This is a genomic window from Necropsobacter massiliensis, assembly GCF_000827595.2.
GTDB lineage: Bacteria > Pseudomonadota > Gammaproteobacteria > Enterobacterales > Pasteurellaceae > Necropsobacter > Necropsobacter massiliensis.
Map to the genome: position 1 here is coordinate 53,116 of NZ_LN776183.1, position 18,785 is coordinate 71,900.

13 protein-coding genes are annotated in these 18,785 nt (G+C 48.9%); 9 read left to right on the forward strand and 4 right to left on the reverse strand.

The window, feature by feature from the left end:
* The first annotated feature begins 276 nt into the window (after window positions 1–276).
* From sucA to cra, 5 genes are all read left to right on the forward strand, one after another.
* Window positions 277–3,072, forward strand: coding sequence for a 2-oxoglutarate dehydrogenase E1 component (gene sucA / locus BN3349_RS04210; RefSeq protein WP_040976133.1), 2,796 nt, complete (start codon window positions 277–279; stop codon window positions 3,070–3,072).
* A 60-nt stretch (window positions 3,073–3,132) separates the two neighbouring features.
* On the forward strand, window positions 3,133–4,362 hold the full coding sequence (odhB, locus tag BN3349_RS04215; protein WP_040976134.1) for a 2-oxoglutarate dehydrogenase complex dihydrolipoyllysine-residue succinyltransferase: 1,230 nt from the start codon (window positions 3,133–3,135) through the stop codon (window positions 4,360–4,362).
* A 134-nt stretch (window positions 4,363–4,496) separates the two neighbouring features.
* The gene (sucC, locus tag BN3349_RS04220; protein ID WP_040976135.1) at window positions 4,497–5,663 is read left to right on the forward strand and encodes an ADP-forming succinate--CoA ligase subunit beta; all 1,167 of its coding nucleotides are present in this window, start codon (window positions 4,497–4,499) and stop codon (window positions 5,661–5,663) included.
* 2 nt (window positions 5,664–5,665) lie between these two features.
* A complete protein-coding gene (gene sucD, locus BN3349_RS04225; RefSeq protein WP_040976136.1) occupies window positions 5,666–6,535 on the forward strand; it encodes a succinate--CoA ligase subunit alpha in 870 nt (289 codons plus the stop codon).
* 169 nt (window positions 6,536–6,704) lie between these two features.
* Window positions 6,705–7,694, forward strand: a complete 990-nt coding sequence (gene cra, locus BN3349_RS04230) for a catabolite repressor/activator (protein WP_040976137.1) — start codon at window positions 6,705–6,707, stop codon at window positions 7,692–7,694.
* 1 nt (window position 7,695) lies between these two features.
* Here the strand turns inward: cra and BN3349_RS04235 are convergent, their stop codons facing one another.
* Entirely contained in the window at window positions 7,696–8,322 is a 627-nt protein-coding gene (locus BN3349_RS04235; protein ID WP_370738132.1) for a SanA/YdcF family protein, read from the reverse strand.
* Window positions 8,323–8,615: 293 nt separating this feature from the next.
* Between BN3349_RS04235 and metX the strand changes: the two genes are divergently transcribed.
* Window positions 8,616–9,695 (forward strand): homoserine O-acetyltransferase MetX, encoded by a 1,080-nt coding sequence (gene metX, locus BN3349_RS04240; RefSeq protein ID WP_040976139.1) that lies wholly within the window; start codon window positions 8,616–8,618, stop codon window positions 9,693–9,695.
* A gap of 72 nt (window positions 9,696–9,767) precedes the next feature.
* Here the strand turns inward: metX and folK are convergent, their stop codons facing one another.
* The 3 genes from folK to dksA all read right to left on the reverse strand — a co-directional run bounded on the left by folK (window position 9,768) and on the right by dksA (window position 12,315).
* Complete coding sequence (gene folK, locus BN3349_RS04245; protein WP_040976140.1) at window positions 9,768–10,250, reverse strand: 2-amino-4-hydroxy-6-hydroxymethyldihydropteridine diphosphokinase; 483 nt, start codon at window positions 10,248–10,250, stop codon at window positions 9,768–9,770.
* Window positions 10,247–11,620 (reverse strand): polynucleotide adenylyltransferase PcnB, encoded by a 1,374-nt coding sequence (gene pcnB / locus BN3349_RS04250; protein WP_245853739.1) that lies wholly within the window; start codon window positions 11,618–11,620, stop codon window positions 10,247–10,249. Before pcnB ends, folK begins: the two co-directional genes overlap by 4 nt.
* Window positions 11,621–11,877: 257 nt before the next feature.
* Window positions 11,878–12,315, reverse strand: a complete 438-nt coding sequence (gene dksA, locus BN3349_RS04255) for an RNA polymerase-binding protein DksA (protein WP_032092946.1) — start codon at window positions 12,313–12,315, stop codon at window positions 11,878–11,880.
* 629 nt (window positions 12,316–12,944) lie between these two features.
* Between dksA and BN3349_RS04260 the strand changes: the two genes are divergently transcribed.
* The 3 genes from BN3349_RS04260 to msbA all read left to right on the forward strand — a co-directional run bounded on the left by BN3349_RS04260 (window position 12,945) and on the right by msbA (window position 18,772).
* On the forward strand, window positions 12,945–14,390 hold the full coding sequence (locus tag BN3349_RS04260) for an NAD-dependent succinate-semialdehyde dehydrogenase (RefSeq protein WP_040976486.1): 1,446 nt from the start codon (window positions 12,945–12,947) through the stop codon (window positions 14,388–14,390).
* A 167-nt stretch (window positions 14,391–14,557) separates the two neighbouring features.
* Window positions 14,558–16,981, forward strand: coding sequence for a DNA internalization-related competence protein ComEC/Rec2 (locus BN3349_RS04265; RefSeq protein ID WP_040976142.1), 2,424 nt, complete (start codon window positions 14,558–14,560; stop codon window positions 16,979–16,981).
* A gap of 42 nt (window positions 16,982–17,023) precedes the next feature.
* Window positions 17,024–18,772 carry a lipid A ABC transporter ATP-binding protein/permease MsbA gene (gene msbA, locus BN3349_RS04270; protein ID WP_040976143.1) on the forward strand — a complete coding sequence of 583 codons (1,749 nt, stop codon included), beginning with the start codon at window positions 17,024–17,026 and terminating at the stop codon, window positions 18,770–18,772.
* Window positions 18,773–18,785: the final 13 nt, after the last annotated feature.

An 18,785-nucleotide genomic window follows, 5' to 3' on the forward strand; every position in this document is an offset into this window, starting at 1 on the left:
CAATATAACCTGTTATTTATCGACTGTCTTTATAATTTTGCAAAAATTTATTTGTTAAATAAATGTTATTTTTAAAAATGAGAGGGAGATCAAAAAATAGAAAAAATGTTAATTATTTGTTAAGTGATTTTATTGATTATCGGAGAAATTTGTTTTTTAATTGTCCGAGTAACTATTCAACTTAAAACAGAACGTGTTTATTACCGAATCCTATGTATAATAGGTTGAATACGGTTTTACACCCTATATCGCTATTAATCGAATCAGGTGGTCGCAATGAAACAAAACAACCCAATCAGTGAATGGTTAGCTTCCAGCGCGCTCGGCGGCGCCAATCAGTCTTATGTGGAACAGCTTTATGAGGATTATCTCCGAGATCCGGATTCCGTCGATGAAAGCTGGCAACAAATCTTTAATTCTCTTCCAAAATCAACCGCACTTGAACAACCTCACACCCCGGTTCGTGACTATTTTAAACGGCTGGCGCGCGATAAATCGCAAAACGGCGCGACAGTTATTGACCCGAACGTCAGCGCCAGACTGGTTAAAGTGCTGCAATGGGTAAACGGACACCGTAACCGTGGTCATCTGCATGCGGATCTCGATCCGCTTAAACTCTGGCAGCGGATGGATGCCCCGACACTGGACTATAAATTTTACGGTTTTACCGATGCGGATCTGGACGAAGAATTTGATATCGGCGGCTATGTATATAATAAAGAAAAAATCAGCCTGCGTGATCTGGCTTATGCTCTGAAAAACACTTATTGCAGCACCATCGGGCTGGAATTTATGCACGTCAATGATCTGGAAGCGCGTACTTGGTTGCAGAGTAAACTTGAAAATCTGTTGAATAAACCGCTGTTTAAAAAAGAAGAACAGCTCACGTTTTTGCAGGAGCTGACCGCCGCAGACGGATTAGAGCGTTATCTCGGCGCCAAATTCCCCGGTGCGAAACGGTTTTCTTTAGAGGGCAGCGATGCGTTTATTCTGTTGATGAAAGAAATTATCCGCCACGGTGGGCGTAACGGCATCAACGAGATTGTGATGGGGATGGCGCACCGCGGACGGTTGAATATGCTGGTCAATGTGCTGGGCAAGAAACCGGCGGAGCTGTTTGATGAGTTTGCCGGCAAACATCATGGCAACGGTACTGGCGATGTGAAATATCATCAGGGCTTTTCCTCGGATTTTATGACCGATAACGGCATTGTACATTTGGCGTTGGCGTTTAACCCGTCGCATTTGGAGATCGTCAATCCGGTCGTGCTCGGTTCGGTGCGGGCGCGCCAAAACCGGATTGCAGACAACGAACGCAGCAAAGTGCTGCCGATTACGGTACATGGCGATTCCTCGGTGGCAGGACAGGGCGTGGTACAGGAAACCCTGAACATGTCGGCAACCCGCGGTTATTCTGTCGGCGGCACGATTCGGGTTGTGATCAACAATCAGATCGGCTTTACCACCTCTAATCCGCATGATACCCGCTCCACCGAATACTGCACCGATATTGCGAAAATGATCGAAGCGCCGGTGATTCATGTCAACGGCGATGATCCGGAGGCGGTAGCCTATGCGGCGCGTATGGCGGTGGAATTCCGGGTTAAATTTAAACGTGATATTTTTGTTGATCTGATTTCTTACCGGCGCCACGGGCATAATGAAGCGGATGAACCGTCGGTGACTCAGCCGTTGATGTATGAAAAAGTCAAACGGCACCCGACCCCGCGTAAAGTCTATGCCGATCGTCTGATTGCCGATGGCGTGGTTGACGAAGAATATGTCACAGAGCTGGTCAATAATTATCGTGATGCCTTGGATAACGGCGATTGTGTGGTGTCGGAATGGCGTGAAATGGATATGGAGGCAATGGACTGGACAACCTTCCTCAGTCAGGAATGGACGGAATATGAAAGCAGTATTGATGCTCAGCGCTTTGATGGGTTAGCGAACAAAGTCTGCAAATATCCGTCCACTCATCCGCTGCACGCCCGAGTGAAGAAAATTTATGATGATCGCCGATTAATGGCAAACGGCGAAAAACCGTTTGACTGGGGCATGGCGGAAACCATGGCTTATGCGACTTTGTTGGATGAAGGCTACAATGTGCGCCTGTCCGGTGAGGATTGCGGGCGCGGTACATTCTTCCATCGGCATGCGGTGTTGCACAGCCAGAAAGACGGCACCTTATATATTCCGTTAACCCAACTGCACGGTCAGCAGGGGCATTTTGAAGTTTGGGATTCCGTGCTGTCGGAAGAAGCGGTGCTGGCGTACGAATACGGTTATGCTACCGCGACCCCGCGCACTTTAACCTTGTGGGAAGCACAATTTGGCGATTTCGCTAATGTGGCGCAAGTGGTGATGGATCAGTTTATCAGTTCGGGTGAACAGAAATGGGGCAGAATGTGCGGGTTAGTAATGCTGCTGCCGCACGGTTACGAAGGACAGGGGCCGGAACATTCCTCCGCGCGTCTGGAGCGTTATTTACAGCTTTGTGCGCAGCAGAATATGCAGGTCTGCGTGCCTTCGACACCGGCACAGATTTATCATTTGCTGCGCCGTCAAATGTTGCGCAAGGTGCGCCGACCGTTGGTGGTGATTACGCCGAAATCCTTATTGCGACATCCGTTAGCCGTATCATCAAAAGCAGAACTGATACAGGGCAAATACCAGAATGTCATCGGTGAAATCGATACGCTTAATCCGAAAAAAGTCAAACGCGTCGTGCTGTGTGCTGGCAAAGTCTATTATGATTTACTGGAGCAACGCCGTAAAAATGCGCAGACGGATGTGGCGATTATCCGAGTCGAACAGCTTTATCCTTATCCTCATGAAGAAATGAAAGCCGCATTGGCACCGTATAACCACGTCACGGATTATGTCTGGTGTCAGGAAGAGCCGTTAAATCAAGGTGCATGGTATTGCAGTCAGCATAATTTTGTGACGTCCTTGCCGGAGGCGGGTAAATTGCGTTATGTCGGGCGTCCGGCTTCCGCATCGCCGGCGGTCGGCTATATGTCCCTGCATAATGAACAACAACAGGCTTTAGTGGCTGAAGCACTGGCTTAACTGATAAAAGTGCGGTAAAAATCACCGCACTTTCACAAACTTGACAAGAAGGAACAGAATATGAGCGATTTTGAGATTATTACCCCCGATTTACCCGAGTCTGTGGCAGATGCTACTGTGGTGACATGGCATAAAAAAGTCGGCGATGCCATTAAACGCGATGAGATTCTGGTTGAAATCGAAACGGATAAAGTCGTGCTGGAGGTTCCGGCGGCAGCAGATGGTGTGCTGCAAAGCATTCTGCAGCCGGAAGGGGCGACGGTGGTGAGCAAACAGTTGCTGGGCAAGGTATCGGCGTTGGCGGTTGCTGGCGGAGTAACGAAAGATACCGTGCAGAGCATGGAAAAAACACCGGCGGATCGCTATGCCGCGACACTGACTTCTGAACCAACCAACAGCGATGCAGTCAGCCCCGGCGTGCGCCGTTTACTGGCTGAGCATGAACTGAATGCGGAAGATATTAAAGGCAGCGGTGTCGGCGGTCGTCTCACGCGTGAGGATGTTGAACGAGCAATCGCGCAGAAAGCCGCGCAACAGCAGGAATCGGCAGCCGTGCTAGCGCCAGCGGATTCCGCCGTTACGCTTGCTCAGCGAGATGAAAAACGGGTGCCGATGACCCGATTGCGCAAACGCATTGCAGAACGCCTGCTAGAAGCGAAAAATACCACCGCTATGCTGACCACATTTAATGAGGTGGATATGCAGCCGATCATGAAATTGCGCAAAACCTACGGTGAAAAATTCGAGAAACAGCATGCTACTCGTTTAGGTTTTATGTCCTTTTATATTAAAGCTGTGGTAGAAGCGCTCAAACGTTATCCGGAAGTGAACGCTTCTATTGACGGTGATGATGTGGTTTACCACAATTATTTTGATATCAGTATTGCGGTATCTACGCCACGCGGTTTGGTTACGCCGGTATTGCGCGACTGCGACAAGCTAAGTATGGCGGACATTGAAAAAGCAATTAAAGTGTTGGCGGAAAAAGGACGTGACGGTAAATTGACAGTAGATGATCTGACCGGCGGCAACTTTACCATTACCAACGGCGGTGTATTCGGTTCTTTAATGTCCACGCCGATTATTAACCCGCCTCAGAGCGCCATTTTAGGCATGCACGCGATTAAAGAGCGCCCGGTGGCAATTGACGGTCAGGTGGTGATTCGCCCGATGATGTATCTAGCACTTTCTTACGATCACCGGTTAATCGACGGGCGTGAAAGCGTCGGCTTCCTGGTAACGATCAAAGAACTGCTGGAAGACCCGACCCGTCTGCTGCTGGAAATCTGATGTTGCCGACCGGTTTCGACCTGTCGGTGATAAATCGGAAAAAGCTGTTGTTCCGTTTTATCTGCGGATAGTTCGCAGCATTTACGCTTCATTAACTATGCAAACATAGACAATATTTAGGTTAAAGGATAACGATGAACTTACACGAATACCAAAGTAAACAACTCTTTGCGCAGTACGGTTTGCCGGTAAGCGAAGGTTATATCTGCGAAAATACAGCGCAGGCGCTGGAGGCAATCGAAAAATTAGGCGCTGCGCCGTGGGTGGCGAAATGTCAGGTACATGCCGGCGGTCGCGGCAAAGCGGGCGGTGTGCAGCTATTGAAATCCGAACAGGAAGTGCGGTCGTTTTTTGAGAGGTTTTTGGGCAAACGTTTGGTGACGTTCCAAACTGATACCGAGGGACAACCGGTCAACAGCATTTATCTTGAACCTGCGGTAGCGATTGAAAAAGAGCTGTATTTAAGTGCGGTAGTGGATCGCAGTTCACAGCGCATTGTGTTTATGGCGTCAACGGAAGGCGGTGTCGATATTGAAGAAGTGGCGGCAAAAACACCGCACTTGGTACATAAAATCTTAATCGATCCGTTGGTCGGCGCAATGCCGTATCAAGGGCGGGAACTGGCGTTTAAACTGGGATTGAACGGGGCGCAAATCAAACAATTTACCCACATGTTCTGTCAATTGGGGCGTTTATTTAGCGAAAAGGATTTGGCGTTGCTGGAAATCAATCCGTTGGTGATCCTGCAAAGCGGCGAACTGCATTGTTTAGATGCAAAAATTGCGGTGGACGGCAATGCGTTGTTCCGTCATCCGGATTTGCTGGCGATGCGTGATTTAACTCAGGAAGACCCGCGAGAAGCGGCGGCGGAAGAATGGAACCTGAATTATGTGGCGTTAAAAGGCAATATCGGCTGCATGGTGAACGGCGCCGGGCTGGCGATGGGCACTATGGATATTGTTAAGCTGCACGGGGGCGAACCAGCGAATTTCCTGGATGTGGGCGGCGGTGCGACCAAAGAACGGGTAGCCGAAGCCTTTAAGATCATTTTAAGCGACCGGTCGGTAAAAGCCATTTTAGTCAATATTTTCGGCGGCATTGTGCGCTGTGATTTGATTGCCGAAGGCGTGATAGCCGCAGTCAACGAAGTGGGCGTCGGCGTGCCGGTGGTTGTGCGTCTGGAAGGCACCAATGCCGGACTGGGACGTGAGATTTTGGCAAAAAGCGGATTAAATATTATGGCGGCGCAAAGTTTACAGGATGCTGCGCTGCAAGTAGTGAATGCGGCGGCGGGAGTGTAACAATGTCAATTTTGATTAATAAAGATACGAAAGTGATTTGTCAGGGATTTACCGGCGGACAGGGGACATTCCATTCCGAACAGGCGCTTGCCTACGGTACGCAGTTGGTGGGTGGTGTTTCACCGGGTAAAGGCGGCACGACTCATTTGGGGCTACCGGTATTTAACACTGTGCGTGAAGCGGTAGAACGCACCGGTGCGACGGCAACGGTGATTTATGTGCCGGCACCGTTTTGCAAAGATGCCGTGCTTGAAGCCATTGACGCCGGACTGCAATTGATCGTTTGTATTACCGAGGGCATTCCGACGCTGGATATGCTACAGATTAAGCAGAAACTGAACCAATGCGACGATGTAGTGATGATCGGACCAAACTGTCCGGGGGTGATTACACCGGAGGAGTGCAAAATCGGCATTATGCCGGGCAATATTCACCGTAAGGGGCGCGTCGGTATCGTGTCGCGCTCTGGTACCTTGACTTATGAAGCGGTCAAGCAAATTACCGACGAAGGGCTTGGACAGTCAACCTGCGTGGGCATTGGCGGTGATCCAATTCCGGGCTCGAATTTTATTGATATATTAACGCTGTTCCAGCAGGATCCGGAAACCGATGCTATTGTGATGATAGGCGAAATCGGCGGTTCGGCGGAAGAAGAAGCGGCGGCGTTTATTCAATCCCATATTAGCAAACCGGTGGTTGGTTATATTGCCGGCATTACCGCGCCGAAAGGCAAACGAATGGGGCATGCCGGCGCGATTATCAGCGGCGGTAAAGGAACGGCGGAGGAAAAAATTGCCGCATTGGAAGCGGCGGGCGTCAAAACGGTGCGTAGTCTGGCAGAAATCGGCGCAGCGTTAAAAAGCATATTGTAAGTAAAATCAGCGACTTTTGATTAAGTGCGGTCGGATTTAGCGATGTTTTAAATCCGCCGCACTTATTTTTTGCGAGCAAGATCAAATTATGCCGTTTTGAACTTTGAACGGGTAAAATTATCAGTGCTATAATCGTTTTAGCTATTTCAGACATTTGAAAGGAGTTAATGTGAAATTAGACGAGCTTGCAAAACTTGCTGGTGTTTCGCGTACAACGGTAAGTTATGTGGTTAACGGCAAGGCGAAACAGTATCGAGTCAGTGATAAAACCATTGAAAAAGTTCAGGCGTTAATTAAAAAACATCAGTTCAAACCTAATGCGATGGCGGCAGGATTGCGTGCAGGGAAAAGTAACACAATCGGTTTGATTATTCCTGATTTTGAGAATATCAGTTATGCCAAAATCGCCAATCAGTTAGAGAATAAATTCCGTGAAAAAGGTTATCAACTCTTGATTGCCTGCACCAATGATCACCCGGAAAATGAAATTGACTGCGCCAAGCATTTGTTTCAGCGGCAGGTGGATGCGCTGATTGTATCTACCGCGTTACCGACAAACACCCCTTTTTATCAGAACAGTCACATCCCGGTTTTCGGTTTTGATCGGCGGATTGCCTCTGACGGCGTAATCAACGTATTAACTGACGATGAGCATGATGCTTACCGTTTGGCGCAACATTTGTTGCGACAACCGCAATATCGGCGCATTTTATTTTTCGGCGCGTTGCCGGAGCTGCCGACCAGTCAAGAACGTGAGCGGGGTTTTCGTAAAGCATTACATGAAAAGGCCGACACAACCGTTGAGCTGCTGTATGCCGCGCAGTTTCACAAAGCGGCAGCGGCTGACACATTTGCCCGTTGGCTGGCGCAAAATCCGCTGCCGGACGCATTGTTTGTCACCTCATTAACCTTGCTACAGGGCGTTTTTCAGGTTCTGTTACAGCAGAAAAAAGCCATTCCAAAACAGCTGGTGATTGCGACTTTCGGTGATCACGATATGCTGGAAGTGCTGGAAAATCCGGTGGTCTGCGCCGTACAGGATCATCAGCAAATCGTGCAATCTTTATTAAATCTGGTATTGCATAAATTACATCATAAAAAAGCGGACACACAGCAAACCGTGATTTTACGCGATATTGTGTATCATCATTACCAATAAGCTAATTGAGCGGAATTGTTACTGGCGGCGGCAGCGGTTCGGGTTTACCCAGAAAGTGCGGTTCTTTTTCGATTAAAAGATCCCATACCGCTTGCAGCCGGGCGAAAAATTCGCGGATGCGCACGAAAGTGTAGCCCGACGGATATTCCGCTGCAAAGCAGATTGCATCGATATTGTGATATTTGGCGATAAACAGCGCGCGTTCGCAGTGAAATTTCTGGGTAATAATCGTGATGGAATGGGCTTTAAAGACCTGATCGGCGCGGATCACAGAATCCAGTGTGCGAAAGCCGGCATAATCCATATACATAAATGCTTCCGGAACGCCCATTTTTCTCAGATCCTTATACATCGTGCGCGGTTCATTATATTCCAGCGTGCGGTTGTCGCCGCTAAGCAGCAGATAATCGACTTTCTTTGCTTTGAACAGTTCATCGGCAGCCAGTAAGCGGTTGGAATAAAACAGATTTGGGGTGTTTTTAGCAAAATATTTTGCTGTTCCCAGCAACAATCCATAAGGGCGGTTCGGTATACTGGCAATATCGGTATAAATGCCCTGACGTACATAAAAGCCAATTGCCTGATCAATCAAAATCAGCACAAAAATACAGAGAAACAGCGCAGACATGCAATAACGCAGGCATTTGCGTAACCATGTCTTAACGCGTTCACTGTGCAACATAGGTATCCGTGTTTGTTTAGTCATGCGCTGATTTTATCGCAATTTGATTGCCTGTCAAAATAATGAAAAATAGTGATAAATTCAAGTTTTAAATCGAGCAACGATGAGATTGTCGAAGGCTAAAACGTCTAGAAGTTTAGACGTCTAAAATTTCTTGACAACATCCGGCGGTAGCGGTAGTTTATGCAGCAGGAACCGGCGCATGGAGCTGCCGGAGTGGATCGTTTACGGAATAGGCAATGACAGTACAAAAAGTAAGACTTTTTACCGAACAGCCTCTCACTTTAACCTTGGGCGGGCAGCTGGAGCAAATTGACATTGCTTATCAGACATACGGAACATTAAATGCAGATAGAAATAATGCGGTTTTGATTTGTCACGCGTTGACCGGCGATGCCGAACCTTATTTTGCGGATAAATCCCAAACCGGCTGGTGGCAGAATTTTATGGGAGCCGGGCTTGCGCTGGATACTGAGCGTTATTATTTTATTTGTTCCAATGTGCTGGGCGGTTGCAAAGGTTCTACCGGTCCCGCTTCATTGAATCCCGCCACACAAAAACCTTACGGTAGCCGATTCCCGCATATCGTAGTGCAGGATTTAGTCAAAGTTCAAAAAGCCTTGTTGGAGCAGCTGAACATTTCTCATCTGCATGCGGTGATCGGCGGTTCATTCGGTGGCATGCAGGCGACCCAGTGGGCGATCGATTACCCGGATTTTGTCAGCAATGTGATTAATCTGTGTTCTTCCCTTTATTTCAGCGCGGAAGCCATCGGCTTTAATCACGTGATGCGGCAAGCGGTAATCAATGATCCGAATTTTAATCAGGGTGATTATTATGACGGCGAACCGCCGTTGAAAGGTCTGTCTATCGCGCGTATGCTCGGTATGCTGACCTACCGCACGGATATTCAGCTTGCCAAAGCTTTCGGGCGGGCGACTAAAGCGGAAGGTGAATTCTGGGGCGATTATTTTCAGGTTGAATCTTATTTGAGCTATCAAGGCAAGAAATTTCTCGACCGCTTCGACGCCAACACTTATCTGCATTTACTGCGTGCGCTGGATTTATATGATCCGGCAGTGGGATATGCGGATATTAAAACCGCACTTTCGCGTATCAAAGCCCGTTATACGCTGGTAGCGGTCACTAATGATCAGCTGTTTAAGATCGTGGATTTACGCAAAAGTAAGGCTTTATTAGAGCAACATGGCGTTAATCTGAATTATCATGAATTTCCTTCTGATTATGGTCACGACGCTTTTTTGGTGGATTACGATTTTTTTGAACCACGGATCCGCTCAGGACTGGAAACCGCGTGAGATGCTAGCATCACGAAATGGAAAGCGAAACCAAGACCAAGTGTAGGCAGAATAAAAATGACCGAAGTGCGGTCATTTTTTGATAATTTTCATTTGATGATTGGCAAAAGAGCGCTGTAAATCCGCCAGTTTTTCTCCCGTCGGCAGCACCAAATGCGGTGCGATTTCATATAACGGAATCAGCACGAATTCGCGCTTTTTCATATCATAATGGGGCACAGTCAAACGCGCATGCTGGATGATTTCATCGGCGTACAGCAAAATATCCAGATCCAGCGTTCTTTCCCCCCAATGACGTAAACGCACTCTGCCTTGCTGGTTTTCGATCCGTTGTAGCTGATCTAATAAATCCAGCGGCGCAAGGATTGTTTGCAGGGCGGCGACGGCGTTGACGTAATCAGGCTGATCCTGCGGACCCAGCGGGCTGCTGCGGTAAAAGGAACTTACCGCGCTTAGCTTAGAATCGGGCAACGCCGCCATGGCGGTTAAGGCGGTATTCAGTTGCTGCATCGGATTATTTAAATTGCTGCCTAAGGCGATGTAAACGGTTTTCATTCGGATATCGGTTTAGCTTTGCGCCGCTTTCTGGCGCGGTAGAATTTTTTCTTCGGTTTCGGATTTAAGCGCTGCTGCTCCTGCACTAAGGTGGAGCGCTGTTCGCCGTTGCTCAGCTGAAACTCATGCCACCACGCAGCAAGCTCCACCGTTTCGCCGCCCTCGATTTCCGCACGCATGACCAACAAATCAAAAGCGGCGCGGAATTTCGGATGTTCCATCACTTTAAGCGGCGCATTGCCTGTGCGTTTTAACAGTTGCAGCTGCAAAAACCAAATATCTCGAATCACCGTGGTATGTCGGCGCGGTGCGGCAAGGGCACGACAGAATAAACCCAGAATATCGTTGCCGGCCAAGGCGTAAGCATCGTGATTGTTCAATCCGCCTTCGTTTTTCAGCATATCCACTTTTTCACGCAATGGGTACCAGAAAAACGCGGCAAACAGAAATGCTGGATTAATGCGCAGCTTATCGGCAACCCGCTCGTCTGTTGAAGTCAGCGCGGTGAGAATCATACGTTCGGCATGGCTGTCGCCTTGCTCGGTAAAATAGGGCATCAGGGCCGGGAACAATTGTTCGAAAAGCCCGTATTTGCGCAGCAGCTGATAAGTTTTTACACCATATCCTGTTTGTAGTAATTTCAGGCTTTCGTCAAATAAGCGGGCGGGCGGAATGTTTTGCAGCAGTCCCGCTAGCCGACGGATAGGCGCTTCGCTCGGTTTTTCCAGAAACATGTCCAGTTTTGCCATAAAGCGAATTGAACGCAGCATTCGCACCGGATCTTCCTGATAACGTACCGCCGGATCGCCGATTAAACGTAATTTGCCGGCTTTCAGATCCTCCAGTCCGTTAAAATAATCGCGCAGGGTATTGTCTTGTGGATTATAATACAACGCATTGACGGTAAAATCCCGCCGTTGGGCATCCTGTTCTATGCTGCCGTACACATTATCGCGCAACAACATGCCTTGTTCGCTTTGTTTTGCCTGCCGTTCATTGTGGCTGTCGCTGTGATTGGCACGAAACGTCGCCACTTCAATAATATCGCGCCCGAACATCACATGAGCGAGCCGAAAACGCCGTCCTACCAGCCGGCATTGGCGTTGAAACACTGCCTGAATCTGTTCCGGCAAGGCATTGGTTGCCACATCGAAATCTTTTGGGTGTTTGCCGAGCAGTAAATCGCGCAGACAACCGCCGACGATATAAGCCTCGTAACCGTGACGATGTAATTTTTCCACCACGTTCAGCGCGTTTTTACTGATCATACGCGGATTAATGCCGTATTGTGAGGCTTTTACCACATGTTTATTATAACGATGTGCCTGTGCGGCAGATTTCGCATTACGGGAAAGGCGCGCTGACGCCACGAACGTCGGTTCGGCGCGTTGCGTGGAGGATTCGGTTTGTGATTTTGACTTGGAATCTGTCGTTTGTTTCAGATTGACTTCAGGGACGGTGCGATGCGTTGTCTTTTTAAACAGATTCTTAATTAAATTTAAAATAGTTCACCCCTTAGAAAAACACGGGCAGTTTAATTAAAGTGCGGTAGGCATAAGCCTCATACCGCCGAGTTATCCTTTATAGCGTTATTTGAGGGCGGTGTTCCGCCCTCATTCGATGCCGTTTAACCGACCATTTGTTTTTCACGGATTTCCGCCAGCGTTTTGCAATCAATGCACAGATCCGCGGTCGGACGCGCTTCCAAACGGCGGATGCCGATTTCTACCCCGCATGAATCGCAATAACCGAAATCGCCGGTATCCAGTTTCTTCAGGGTATTCTCAATTTTTTTCATGAGCTTGCGTTCACGATCACGGGCGCGCAGCTCCAGACTGAATTCCTCTTCCTGAGTTGCTCTGTCCGCCGGATCCGGAAAATTCGATGCTTCATCTCGCATATGGGCAACGGTGCGAGAGGTTTCTTCACGAATTTGATCATGCCAAGCCTGTAGGATTTTTCTGAAATGAAGCAGTTGCTCTTCATTCATATATTCTTCGCCTTCTTTTAATTGATACGGCTCTACACCGGCTAAGGCTAGTAAACTTAAAGAAGCGTTAGTCATTTGTATCTCCTAGATAAACTTCATCCATTTAACTTGTTATTCAAACCGCGTTCGGGCGATAAGCATTCTCATGGTCTGCATGAAAAAGCCGATTAAAGTGCAACGGGCTTTTTCAAGGGCGATATAAATAACAGAACTTGAAGCAATTAGCAAATAAATTTCGCGTAGAAATTCTGATTTGCACGAATAATTTTTTTATTTTGCGATATTCGCGACAAAATTGAAAAAAACAATTTGCTGATTGGGGTTTATCGTTTTAGCTTTTAGCCACACGTTCAAATAATCAGCGTTCGCGTTTGTCGCTAAAGGGGCGGCTAAACCTGTCCTGCGCTGCAAACGGGTATCGATTTTGCGACGGAATTCGGCTAAGACGAATTGTCGGCAAGGTGCAAAACCTGTTGATGTATATTAAGATGAATAAAATGTTGCATAAAAGTGCGGTCAAAAATCGGAAAGTTTTTAAATAAAAAACTCGCTCAACATCGACCGCACTTTTTGCATTTGAACTCATCGGGCGTACACTTAGGCTATTGTCGCGCAATGTGATGGTAAACCGCATGAAGCGCGTGCGCATAGGCAGCTTCATTGGCGGAAACGGAAAACGAATTTTTAATCGAAACGGAGGCGGTATGCAGGATTTTTCTCTTATCAAAACCCATGCTTATATTAACGGCGAATATATTGCGGCGAACAACGGCAACACCTTTGCCGTAACTAATCCGGCAAACGGGCGGGAAATATGTCGGGTTGCCGATCTCGGTGCGGAAGAAACCGAAGCCGCCATTTGTGCCGCAGCAAATGCGCAGCAGCAGTGGAAAAAGGTGTTGCCGAAAGCCCGTGCCGCGGTATTGCGCCGTTGGTATGAGCTTGTGCTTCGGCACAAAGACGAACTGGCGCAGATTTTAAGTCTGGAGCAGGGCAAGCCGATCGCGGAGAGCCTCGGTGAAATTGCATACGGTGCCAGTTTTATCGAGTGGTTTGCCGAAGAGGCGAAACGTATTTGCGGCGACATTCTGCCTTCTGATAAACCCGACCATCGTTTGCTGGTGCTTAAACAGCCTATCGGTGTCGTGGCGGCGATTACGCCGTGGAATTTTCCGAATGCGATGATTACGCGTAAAGCCGCACCGGCACTGGCGGCAGGCTGTGCGGTGGTCTTAAAGCCGGCGTCGGAAACGCCATTATCCGCACTGGCGTTGGCGGAACTGGCGACCCGCGCCGGTCTGCCGGCAGGCTTGCTGAACGTGATCACTTCCACCGATTCGGTCGCGGTGGGAAAGGTGCTGACAGAAAGCCCGATCGTGCGCAAAGTGACCTTTACCGGCTCGACTCGGGTGGGCAAGTTGTTAATGGCGCAGTCCGCCTCGACGGTAAAAAAACTTGCGCTGGAATTGGGCGGTAACGCACCCGCTATCGTATTTGATGATGCAGATTTGGATAAAGCGGTGGACGGCGTGTTCGTCTCGAAATTTCGCAACAGCGGTCAAACCTGTGTCTGTACTAACCGCATTTATGTGCAATCGGGGATTTACGACGCCTTTTTAGCGAAATTCGCTGCAAAAGTCAGCCAAATCAAACTGGGCGAAGCGAATACGCAAGGGGTGACAATGGGACCGCTGATTAGCCAAAGTGCGGTCCAAAAAGTGCAGGAACATATCCGTGACGCTCTGCAAAAAGGGGCGCAGCTGGTGCGGGGCGGACAACTCGATGCGTTGGGTGGTACCTTTTTTCAGCCGACGATATTGCGTAATGTGACACAGGATATGCTTGTGGCGCGGGAAGAAACCTTTGCGCCGTTGGCACCAATATTTAAATTTGAAACGGAAGATGAAGCGGTGCGTATGGCAAACGATACGGAATTCGGATTGGCATCCTATCTGTTTACGCAAAATATTGCGCGTATTTGGCGCGTATCGGAAGCGTTGGAATACGGAATCGTGGGGATCAACGAGGGGATTATCAGCAATGAAGTCGCTCCCTTTGGCGGCATCAAAGAATCCGGTCTGGGGCGCGAAGGTTCCCGCTATGGGATTGACGAGTTTTTAGAATTGAAATACCTGTGTCTGGATCTCTGATTTTTTCCCTGTTCGCATCGCTTAACACCGCCTGAATGGAAACATTCAGGCGGTTTTTAGCGCAATAAAGGTGATTTTTGCGAGCCGTGTCGTGAAAATAATTCTGAGGCGTTGGCGTATTATCATCAATTTTTCATAGTAACGCAAAATACTGCCCGTTTGTCGTTATGAAATATTGTCGCCTGAATTTAGATGTTATCGTTGCCCTCATTTTGCTTGCCGCGTTCAGTTTATGCTGGATACCGCGCGCTTATTTGCTGAGTTTAACCGGTGCGACGATGATTTCGGCGGGCGGATTGGCGGTGTTACTTACCGCAATTGTGTGCCATCGTGTCAAACTGGCCCACTTTGCTACGGCGTGGTTTCTGCTGACATTATGTCTGGCGTATTTTCATTATCCCGCCGCTACGTTGTTGCAGCAGGCAGAACGGATTACCGACTTGCCGAAACGGATAAATACGGAGTTTCGCATTACGGAGATCGTGCGTCATCACGAGTATCAGACGCTGGTGGCAACGGCGCGGCTGCGCGATGATCTGCCCGAACAACGAATTTATCTGCGTTGGCAGCACACACACCCGGCGAATCTCGGTGAGCGTTGGAAAGGCGAGCTGCATTTGCGTGTGCTTTCTTCACGTTTGAATGATGGCGGTTTTGACCGCCAGCAATGGTATTTTGCCAAGGGAATAAGCGCCTATGCGACGGTAAAAAGTGCGGTCAAAATTGCGGATGAATTTTCTTTGCGTCAACGATGGCTGCAACAAGCTTTGCAACAGACCGAAGGATTGTCTGCACAGGGCTTGCTGTTGGCGCTTGGATTCGGTGAACGGGCGTGGTTGGATGCGAGGCATTGGCAAATTTACCAGCGCACCAATACGGCGCATTTAATCGCGATTTCCGGCTTGCATATCGGATTGGCAATGCTGATGGGCTTCGGTCTGGTTCGCATTATGCAGATAATGTTACCGACCCGACATATCGGTCCGTTCCTGCCGCTGTTGGGCGGACTGGCGATGGCATGGGGATATGCCGAGCTGGCGGGCTTGAGTATTCCGACTTTCCGCGCGCTGAGCGCGCTGGTGGTCATTGGCTTATTTCGTTTTCAGCGGGTGTATTGCACGGCGTGGCAAATGCTGTTGCGGGTGCTGGCGCTGTTGCTGATTGCCGATCCGCTGATGCTGCTGTCCGCTAGTTTCTGGCTGTCGGTCGGCGCGGTGGCGGCGCTGATCGTGTGGTATCAATTTATACCGCTTGCCTTGCTGCAATGGCGCGGGCGCTCATTGGAGCATTCACCGTTACGCAAGATGCGCTATGTCATCAATCTGCTGCATTTACAGTTCGGTTTGCTATGGTTGTTCAGTCCGATACTGCTGTTGCAATTTAATGCTATCTCACTGAGCGGTTTTGCCGCCAATTTGATTGCCGTGCCGTTATTCAGTTTGTTGCTGGTGCCGTTAGTACTGTTTGCGGTGATCAGTCGAGGCGCATGGAATACGTGGTGGGCGGCAAATGAGCTGGCGCAGCTTATCACCGATTGGATCAGTCCGTTGCAGAATCATTGGCTTGCCGTGTCTGACCAAAATAGGTTAATTTTCACCGCACTTTTAAGTATGCTGTTCGGCGGTGCGCTGTACGGGCTGGCGCGATGGCGGCAGAAATCTGCCGAGACCATGCCATTTGTCTTGCCGCGTTCCCGCTTTCCTTTTCAGTTAAACGAGCGGGCGATTGCACCGCCGACTTTGCTGCGAAACGCTATGATCGGCAGTCTGGTCGTCGCATTTTGCTGTTTGTTATGTTATGTACAGGCGCGCATTAACCGACCGTTGTGGCATGTGCAAACCCTGGATGTGGGGCAAGGGTTGGCGACATTGCTGGTTAAAGATAAGCACGCCATATTGTATGATACCGGCGCGGGTTGGCGTGGCGGCAGTATGGCGAAAACAGAGATTATTCCTTATTTGCAACGTCAGGGCATTCAAATTGAAAAATTGATTTTAAGTCACGACGATAACGACCATGCCGGCGGTGCAGCTGATATTTTGCAGCATTATCCTAAGTCGGAACTGGTGAGTCCATCACACAAAAACTACGGCGAAATCCACCGCACTTTTTGTTATCGCGGACGTCAATGGCAGTGGCGGGGGCTGACAATCCGCGCCTTATGGCCACCGGCGCCGGTTGAGCGAGCGGATAATCCGGATTCCTGTGTCTTGCTGGTTGAAGACGGGCGCTATCGGCTCTTGTTGACCGGCGATGCGGATATTGCGACGGAAAACCGGTTTGTGACGACGTTGGCACACATTGATGTGTTGCAGGTTGGGCATCACGGTAGTAAAACTTCTACCGGTCAGACTTTGCTTACGCAGACCCGTCCGAAAATTGCGCTGATTTCAAGCGGACGCCACAATCCGTGGGGATTTCCCCATCCCGATGTAATGGCCAGACTGCACGCTCAACAAAGTGCGGTCTATAATACAGCAGTTTCCGGACAGATAGAACTAGCGTTTTATCCTGCACACCTTAAAATTCGCCCGGCCAGAACGGATTTCGTGCCTTGGTATCGCGGATTAATTGGCTTGTATGGAAAATAAAGGTACAATGACGCGATTTTTTTCTATTTAAGACGATGAACTATGCAGGATAAAGACCTTTCTACCGCGCAAACCTTTAAGCGTTTGTGGCCGATTATTGCGCCGTTTAAAGCTGGTTTAATCGCCGCGGCGATTACCTTGGTATTTAACGCGCTCACCGACGCCGCGCTGATTCAGATGCTGAAACCATTGTTGGATGATGGTTTCGGTAAAGCGGATGTTTCGTTTTTGAGAATGATGGCGCTGGTGGTTGTATTGCTGATTATTGTGCGCGGGGTTACCAGCTTCGTTTCAACTTACAGCCTTGCATGGGTGTCTGGTAAAGTGGTGATGACTATGCGCCGCCGCTTATTCCGTCACTTAATGTATATGCCGGTGGCGTTTTTCGACAAAAATTCCGCCGGTAAGCTATTGTCACGCATTACTTATGACAGCGAACAGGTGGCGAATTCCTCTTCCGGTTCGTTGGTAACCATTGTGCGTGAAGGCGCCTATATTATTTCTTTGCTTGGGGTGATGATTTATACCAGCTGGCAACTATCGCTGGTGCTGTTTATTATCGGGCCGATTATTGCGGTGCTGATTCGGATGGTGTCGAAAATCTTCCGCAATCTAGGGAAAAATATGCAAAATTCCATGGGCGAACTGACCTCAACCGCGGAGCAAATGTTGAAAGGGCATAAAGTGGTGTTGTCTTTTGGCGGGCAGAATCTGGAGGAAGAGCGCTTTAACCACGTCAGCAACGATATGCGTCGTAAGGGCATGAAAGTGATGATGGCGGATGCCATTTCCGATCCTATTGTGCAGATTATCGCCTCTTTTGCGCTTTCCGCTGTGCTGTATTTGGCGACCTTGCCGGAAATTATGAGCCAGAATCTGACCGCCGGCTCGTTTACCGTGGTGTTTTCCTCTATGCTGGCGATGATGCGCCCGCTAAAATCGCTGACCAATGTGAATGCGCAGTTTCAGCGCGGCATGGCGGCTTGCCAGACATTGTTCGCCATTTTGGATATGGAAACTGAAAAAGATAACGGGCGTTACAGTATCGAAAAAGCCAAGGGCGACATCAGTTTTAAACATGTAACTTTCAGTTATGAAGGGCGGGAAAGTCGGGCGCTGAACGATATTTCCTTTGATATTCCGCATGGCAAAACGGTTGCGCTGGTGGGGCGTTCCGGTTCCGGCAAATCTACGATAGCGAATTTGGTTACGCGTTTTTATGACATTGAACAAGGCGAAATTACTTTAGACGGCGTGAATATTCAGGATTATACGCTGCGCAATTTGCGCGAAAACTGCGCCGTCGTGTCGCAGCAGGTACATCTGTTTAACGATACGATTGCCAATAATATTGCTTATGCGGCGGCAAACAAATATAGCCGAGAGGAAATAATCAACGCGGCAAGAGCGGCGCACGCCATGGAATTTATTGAACAGCTGGAAAACGGTTTAGATACGGTGATTGGGGAAAATGGCGCTAGCCTGTCCGGCGGTCAGCGTCAACGTTTGGCGATTGCGCGGGCGCTGTTGCGTGATTCTCCGGTGCTGATTTTGGACGAGGCCACCTCGGCGTTGGATACGGAATCGGAACGTGCGATCCAAGCTGCGCTGGAAGAATTGCAGAAAGACCGTACCGTATTGGTGATTGCACACCGTCTGTCCACCATTGAAAAAGCCGATGAAATTTTGGTGATTGAACACGGCGAAATCAAAGAGCGCGGCAATCATGCCGAACTGCTGGGGTTAGACGGCGTTTATAAACAGTTACATAGTATGCAATTTGCTCATTAACGGGCTTATTAAC

What these genes read in the sequence shown, in the direction of transcription:
- BN3349_RS04265 (WP_040976142.1), top strand. Translation starts at nt 14,558, where the DNA reads ATGAAATATTGTCGCCTGAATTTAGATGTTATCGTTGCCCTCATTTTG.
- BN3349_RS04260 (WP_040976486.1), top strand. Translation starts at nt 12,945, where the DNA reads ATGCAGGATTTTTCTCTTATCAAAACCCATGCTTATATTAACGGCGAA.
- sucA (WP_040976133.1), top strand. Translation starts at nt 277, where the DNA reads ATGAAACAAAACAACCCAATCAGTGAATGGTTAGCTTCCAGCGCGCTC.
- BN3349_RS04235 (WP_370738132.1), bottom strand. Translation starts at nt 8,322, where the DNA reads ATGTCTGCGCTGTTTCTCTGTATTTTTGTGCTGATTTTGATTGATCAG.
- folK (WP_040976140.1), bottom strand. Translation starts at nt 10,250, where the DNA reads ATGAAAACCGTTTACATCGCCTTAGGCAGCAATTTAAATAATCCGATG.
- sucD (WP_040976136.1), top strand. Translation starts at nt 5,666, where the DNA reads ATGTCAATTTTGATTAATAAAGATACGAAAGTGATTTGTCAGGGATTT.
- metX (WP_040976139.1), top strand. Translation starts at nt 8,616, where the DNA reads ATGACAGTACAAAAAGTAAGACTTTTTACCGAACAGCCTCTCACTTTA.
- msbA (WP_040976143.1), top strand. Translation starts at nt 17,024, where the DNA reads ATGCAGGATAAAGACCTTTCTACCGCGCAAACCTTTAAGCGTTTGTGG.
- dksA (WP_032092946.1), bottom strand. Translation starts at nt 12,315, where the DNA reads ATGACTAACGCTTCTTTAAGTTTACTAGCCTTAGCCGGTGTAGAGCCG.
- odhB (WP_040976134.1), top strand. Translation starts at nt 3,133, where the DNA reads ATGAGCGATTTTGAGATTATTACCCCCGATTTACCCGAGTCTGTGGCA.
- sucC (WP_040976135.1), top strand. Translation starts at nt 4,497, where the DNA reads ATGAACTTACACGAATACCAAAGTAAACAACTCTTTGCGCAGTACGGT.